Origin of the sequence: Asanoa sp. NPDC050611 (genome assembly GCF_040654855.1) — a bacterium.
Classification (GTDB): domain Bacteria; phylum Actinomycetota; class Actinomycetes; order Mycobacteriales; family Micromonosporaceae; genus Asanoa.
Genome location: NZ_JBFAIU010000401.1, coordinates 1 through 6,205, shown reverse-complemented (window position 1 = coordinate 6,205; position 6,205 = coordinate 1). Strand labels below are relative to the sequence as shown.

Genomic DNA, 6,205 nt, shown 5'->3' with positions numbered 1-6,205 from the left:
CGCGACCGCGCGTTCGACCACGCCGGGCACGACGGCGTAGACAGCGAACGGAAGGACCAGAAGGAGGGGTGACGGCAGTGGGCGGTCCCACCCGACCGTCCCGACGAGGAGCGCCAACGCCGCGGTCCCGGCGACGGTGGGCGACGTTCCCATCGCCAGCCCGGACAGGCACGCGACGGTCGACAGGACCGCGGCGGTCACCGGCCAGAGCCGGACGACGGCCAGCGGCGCCACCACGGCGGCCGCGACGAGCGCGCCGAGCGACGGCGGCGAGGGACCCTCGGCGAACCCGAGGGACTCGAGCGCGGCGGCCACGCCGAGGACAGCCGTCACCGGCCCGACCAGCACGGCCGGCCGCACTCGCAGGCCTGTCACACAAGCATTCTGACGGGCACGGAGCCAAAGGTCGTCCGTCAGGCAGCGGAGCGGTCCTCCCTCGCACCGGGGAGACGGGCGTCGACCGAAACCCCTCTCGGCCGTGACGCCCGCGGCGGGCTCCAGTTCCTAATCTGCCTGACATGGAACCGACCATCGAGGTACGCGCGCTGCGTAAGCGCTACCACACGACCGTGGCCGTCGACGGGCTGTCGTTCACCGTCCGCCCCGGCGAGGTCACTGGATTCGTCGGGCCGAACGGGGCCGGCAAGTCCACGACGATGCGGCTGATCCTCGGCCTCGACTCCCCGGACGACGGTGCCGCGCTGATCGGCGGCCAGCATTACCGGTCGCTCCGGACGCCGCTGACGAAGGTCGGCGCGCTGCTGGACGCGTCGGCGGTGCATCCCGGCCGCAAGGCCCGCGACCATCTGCTGTGGCTCGCCCACAGCAACGGCATCCCGAAGCGCCGCGTCGGCGACGTCATCGAGCAGGTCGGCCTGGGTTCCGCGGCGCGCCGCCGGGCGGGTGGCTTCTCCCTCGGCATGCAGCAGCGGCTGGGCATCGCGGCCGCGCTCCTGGGCGACCCGCCGGTGCTGATCTTCGACGAGCCGGTCAACGGGCTCGACCCGGACGGCATCGTCTGGATCCGGGGCCTGCTCAAGACCCTCGCCGCGGAGGGTCGCGCGGTCCTGGTCTCCAGCCACCTCATGGGCGAACTGGAAGACACCGCCGACCACCTGGTCGTCATCGGGCGCGGCCGGCTCGTCGCCGACACCAGCGTGGCCGCCCTGGTCGCCGCCGCGTCGAAGGAGCGCACCGAGGTCGTCACCGCGCAGCGGGAGGAGGCCACAGCCGTGCTCGCCCGCGCGGGCGCGACCGTGGCCGTCATCGCCTCCGACACGGTGACGGTCGAGGGCATGCCCGCCGACCGCGTCTCCGCCCTGCTCACCGGGGCCGGGATCGCGTTCACCGAACTACGGCGGCACCGGGCCACGCTCGAGGAGGCCTACATGGACCTGACCCGCGGATCGATCGAGTACGCACCCGAAGCCGTCGAGGGAAGTGCCCGGTGAACGCCCGCGAGTCGTTCCCGCGCCTGCTGCTCAGCGAATGGACCAAGCTGCGGTCGGTGCCCCGATGGGTCATCACCTTCGCCGGCGCGATGGCGTTGACCATCGGCCTGAGCGCGTTGCTCGCCTCGGCCAACCGCACCGACGCCAACGAGCACCGCAACTTCGTCGTCGGCCCCGCCAACGACCCGGTCTCCGACACCTTCTACTTCGTGCACCAGCCGATCACCGGGGACACGACATTCACCGTCCGGGTCGCGTCGCTCACGCCACCACGAGAACCCAACCTGCGGCGTCCGGGTGACGACTCCCCCGGCGGGGACTCGATGACCCTGCTGGAGGATCCCAGCCCGTACGCCGGGTCGGCCGCCGGAATCATGATCAAGGACGGCACCCGATCCGGGTCCTCGTACGCCTCGATGCTGCTGACCGCGGATCGTGGGGTGCGCATGCAGTCCGACTACGCCACCGACCGCGAAGGCAGTGCGAGCAGCGGAACGCGGTGGTTACGCCTCGTGCGATCCGGCGACACGATCACCGGTTACGAGTCGGCCGACGGGACAAACTGGACGCCGGTCGGGTCGACGACCCCGAAGAACCTGCCCGCCACCGCGGAGATCGGCTTCTACGTCTCGTCCGCGCCGGCCCTCTACACCTCCCGCGGTGGCGGCAGCTCGTCGCTCGGGGAACGGCCCACCAGCGCCGACGCCACCTTCGACAACGTCGCTCTCGACGGCGCGGCGCAGTGGAGGGGCGACCAGATCGCGGACCAGAACGCCGACGAACGCGAAGGAAAGGGCGGTCCGCCGGGCGGCCGGTACACCGCGTCCGGCAGCGGGTTCGTCGTCACCGGCACCGGAGCGATCGGACCCAAGGTGCCCGACGACGACATCGTGGAAGGCGCCCTGATCGGCGTCATCGCCGGCCTGATGGCGCTGATCTCCGTCGGTGCCCTGTTCGCCACCTCGGAGTACCGCCGGGGCATGATCCGCACGACGTTCGTGGCCACACCGCGGCGCGGGCGTGTGCTCGCCGCCAAGGCCATCGTCCTCGGAATCTCCGCGTACGTCGTGAGCCTGGCCGGCGTCGTCGCGGCCCTCCTGCTGGCACTGCCGACGATGAAGAAGCACGGGTTCGCGCCGCCTGCCTTCCCGACACCCTCCCTTTCGGACGGTCCGGTCGCGCGGGCGTTGCTGCTGACGGCGGCGTTCATGACCCTGGTGGCGCTGTTCGCGATGGCCGTCGGGATGCTGGCCCGCCGCAGCGCCGCCGCGATCACCACGACGATCGTGCTGGTGCTGCTGCCCCTCATCATCGGCATGGTCCTGCCGGGGACGGCACCGCGGTGGCTCATGTACACCACGCTGGCCGGCGGGATGGCCACCCAGCGGGCCAAGCCGCCGACCGTCACCCTGGCCGAGCCCTGGGCGATGATCGGACCGTGGGCGGGCATCGCCGTCGTCACCGCGTACACCTGCGCCGCGCTCGGCCTGGCCTGGTTGCGGCTGCGGCGGACCGACGCGTGACCGCGCTGCGGGCGGTGCGGGCCGAGTGGACGAAGCTGCGGACCGTGTCGAGCACCGGATGGCTGCTGCTGGGCGGGATCGTCGCCACGGTCGCGCTCGGCTGGGCCATCACCGGCTCGTTGGACCGCCGGGAGTGCGACGCTCCCTGCCTGCTCGACCCGGTGAAGCTGAGCCTGGCCGGCGTGCGGCTCGGCCAGGTGGCGGTCGTGATCCTGGCGGTCCTCGCGGTGACCGCCGAGTACGCCACCCGGACGATCCAGCCGACCCTGGCCGCGGTGCCCCGCCGGTCGCTGGTGGTGCTCGGCAAGCTGGTGGTGGTGGTGGGGCTGACCGTGGCGGCCGGCGCACTCGGGGTCGCGGGGTCCTACGTCGCCGCCGGTTTCGGCCTGCGCGGCACCGGTTTCGCCGCGCCCGCCTGGTCCAACGACCTGGACCTGCGGGCCGCGGCGGGCTCCACCATCTACCTTGGACTCGTCGCGGCCCTCGCGGCCGGGCTGGGTCTGCTCATCCGGGACACCGCCGGCTCCGTCACCGCCGCGCTGGCCCTGCTCTACGGCGCGCCCGTGGTGGCATCCTTCGTCAGCGACCCGCGATGGGAACACCGGATTCTGCGGTTCTCGCCGATGGACGCCGGCCTGTCGATCCAGGCCACCCGCAACTTCGCCGCCGAGCACATCGGGCCGTGGGCCGGGATCGGCGTGCTGTCCGCGTACGCCGGTGGCGCCCTGCTGCTCGGTCTGCTCCTGTTCGCCCTGCGGGACAGCCGGTGAGCCGCGGTCACAGCGTGCGCAGCGCGTCGGTCGGGGAAAGGCGGGCCGCGCGCAGCGCCGGATACAGGCCCGCGCACCCGCCGATCAACGCCGCCGCGACGAGCCCCGCCCCCACGGCGTACGCCGGGACCAGGGTCTGCCATCCGCGCGCGGACGCCATCCCGAAGGTGATCGCCGTGCCCAGCATGATCCCGGTTATGCCGCCGGCCGCTCCCAGCAGCAGCGACTCCACCAGGAACTGGGCGCCGACGTGGCCGCGGGTGGCGCCGAGCGCGCGGCGCAGGCCGATCTCGCCGCGGCGTTCCAGCACGGAGATGACCAGCACGTTGGCGATGCCGATACCGCCGACCAGCAGCGCCACCGCGCCGAGGCCGAGCAGCAGGACCGTGGTGCCGTCGGTGACCGCCAGGCGGGCGGTGAGCGCCTCCGACGGCCGGCTGACGGCGACCTCCTCCGGGTGCGCCGGGTTCGCGGCGCGGGCCAGCAGGCCGGCCACCTCGTCGGTGCGTTCGGTCTGCGCGCGCACGAATATCCTCGTCGGGCTGCCCTCGTAGCCGAACTCGGTGCGGGCCACGGCGGCGCCGATGAGGGCCGCGGTGTCGAGTTCGGGCGCGAGGTCCACGGGTGCCATGACGCCGATGACGGTGAACCAGCGGTCGCCGAGGTAGACCTGTGGCCGGTCGGTGACGTCGGCGATGCCGAGCACCGTCGCGGCGTAGTTGCCGAGCACGACCGCCGGGTAGCGGCTCACCGCCGGGTCCAGGAAGCGGCCGTGCAGGAGGCCGCCGTCGAGCGTGGTGAGCAGGGCGGGGTCGGCGACCCGCACGGACAGGCCGCCGGTGCGCCCGCTCGGGATCCGGTCGTTGCGGTAGACCCGCACCGGCAGCGTCGCGGTGGCGGCCGCGGAGAGCACGCCGTCGGTACGCGCCACCCCCGGCCCGGCGGTGGCCGGCAGCTCCGCCTCGTCGCCGCCGGTCGTCTTGCCGGTCGCGACGGTGAGCAGGTTGGTGCCGACCCGGTCGATCTCGGCGAGCACGTCGGCCTGGCTGGACCGGGTCACGCCGAGGACGGCGACCATGGCCGCGATGCCGATGGCGATGCCCAGGACCGACAGCGCCGCCCGGCCGGGTCGTGACCGCAGGCCGACGGTGCTGACGGGCAACAGGTCGACCAGACGCAGACGTGACCTCACGACGCACTCCCCGTGTCCAGGACGACCAGGCCGTCGCGCAGCTCGACGCGGCGGTTCATCGCCGCGGCGACCCGCTCGTCGTGTGTGATCACCACGATGGTGACCCCGTCGGCGTTGAGCTCCCGGAGGAGCTCGATCACGCCCTGCCCGGTGACCGAGTCGAGGTTGCCGGTGGGCTCGTCGGCCAGCACCACGGCGGGCCGGCCGACCAGGGCGCGGGCGATTGCCACCCGCTGCCGTTCGCCGCCGGACAGGTGCGCGGCCGGGAACTCCGCGCGGTGCGCCAGCCCGACGCGTTCGAGGGCGGTCCGGGCCGCCGTGCGCCGCTGCGCGCCCGGCACACCGCGGTAGATCAGCCCGGTCGCGACGTTCTCCGTGGCGCTGAGCCGGTCCAGCAGGACGAACTGCTGGAAGACCACGCCCAGCTGGTGTGCGCGGACGCCGGAGAGCTGCCGGTCGCGGAGCTTCTCGACGGGGCGGCCGGCGATCCGCACCGAACCGTCGGTCGGCCGGTCCAGCCCGGCGGCGAGGTTGAGCAGGGTGGTCTTCCCGGACCCGGACGGGCCGAGGACGGCGACCAGCTCGCCGGTGCGCACGGTGAACGTGACGCCGCGCAGCGACTCGACCGCCGGCGGACCGGGGTAGACCTTGCGTACGTCGACGAGCTCGAGGACCGCGGTCATGAGGCCGGCACCTCGACGGACTGGCCTTCGTCGAGGCCGTTGACGATCTCCACCTGTCCGCTGCTCTCGTCGAATCGGCCCGGCTCGACCGCCACCGGCCCGCCGCCGACGACCCGCACCTGGTAGCCACCGCCCGGGGCTGCGAGCAGGGCGGCGATCGGCAGGAGCAGCACGTCGCGCTGTTCGCCGGTGGTGACGTCGACCGTCACGGGTGTCTCGTCCAAGGTGAATCCGCGGGGCAGGCGGACGGCGATGGTGACCGTGATGGTGGCGGCGTCCGGGTTCGTCTGCTGCCCGGGGCCGTTGTCCTCGGTGTTCGACGGGGCGGTGGCGACCTGGCCGACCGCGGTCACCCGGCCGGGAATCGGGTCGGTGTCCGGCAGCGAGACCCGCACCTGGTCGCCGACGCGTACGCGGCCACGGGCGTTGGTGTCGAGGTGGGCCACGACGCCGCGGTTGGTCGAGGTGCCGGCGAGCACCGGCGTTCCCGGTGCGATCGCGGCGCCGACCTGAACCTGGACGTCCGTGACCCGCAGGGGCGCGGGCAGGAAGACGACCTGCGCCTGGGTGAGCCGGCCGGGGCGCT

The 6,205-nt window shown here is 73.5% G+C and carries 5 protein-coding genes and 2 pseudogenes; 3 read left to right on the top strand and 4 right to left on the bottom strand.

What is annotated here, in order from left to right:
• Window positions 1-375 (bottom strand): annotated as a pseudogene (locus AB0H87_RS36420) (hypothetical protein); the annotation flags it as partial.
• Between the two features lie 143 nt (window positions 376-518).
• Here AB0H87_RS36420 and AB0H87_RS36415 point away from each other — a divergent pair.
• From AB0H87_RS36415 to AB0H87_RS36405, 3 genes are read left to right on the top strand one after another with little or no spacing between them, the layout of a single operon-like run.
• Complete coding sequence (locus AB0H87_RS36415; protein WP_360156537.1) at window positions 519-1,451, top strand: ATP-binding cassette domain-containing protein; 933 nt, start codon at window positions 519-521, stop codon at window positions 1,449-1,451.
• On the top strand, window positions 1,448-2,974 hold the full coding sequence (locus tag AB0H87_RS36410) for an ABC transporter permease subunit (protein ID WP_360156534.1): 1,527 nt from the start codon (window positions 1,448-1,450) through the stop codon (window positions 2,972-2,974). The genes AB0H87_RS36415 and AB0H87_RS36410 overlap by 4 nt, the downstream gene beginning before the upstream one ends.
• Window positions 2,971-3,744, top strand: a complete 774-nt coding sequence (locus AB0H87_RS36405) for an ABC transporter permease (protein ID WP_360156531.1) — start codon at window positions 2,971-2,973, stop codon at window positions 3,742-3,744. Before AB0H87_RS36410 ends, AB0H87_RS36405 begins: the two co-directional genes overlap by 4 nt.
• 7 nt (window positions 3,745-3,751) lie before the next feature.
• On the opposite strand, the gene AB0H87_RS36400 is transcribed toward AB0H87_RS36405, so the two are convergent.
• From AB0H87_RS36400 to AB0H87_RS36390, 3 genes and pseudogenes are all read right to left on the bottom strand, one after another.
• A complete protein-coding gene (locus tag AB0H87_RS36400; protein ID WP_360156528.1) occupies window positions 3,752-4,936 on the bottom strand; it encodes an ABC transporter permease in 1,185 nt (394 codons plus the stop codon).
• Entirely contained in the window at window positions 4,933-5,619 is a 687-nt protein-coding gene (locus AB0H87_RS36395; protein ID WP_360156525.1) for an ABC transporter ATP-binding protein, read from the bottom strand. Before AB0H87_RS36395 ends, AB0H87_RS36400 begins: the two co-directional genes overlap by 4 nt.
• Window positions 5,616-6,205: pseudogene (locus AB0H87_RS36390) on the bottom strand (hypothetical protein); the annotation flags it as partial. The gene AB0H87_RS36395 and the pseudogene AB0H87_RS36390, both read right to left, overlap by 4 nt.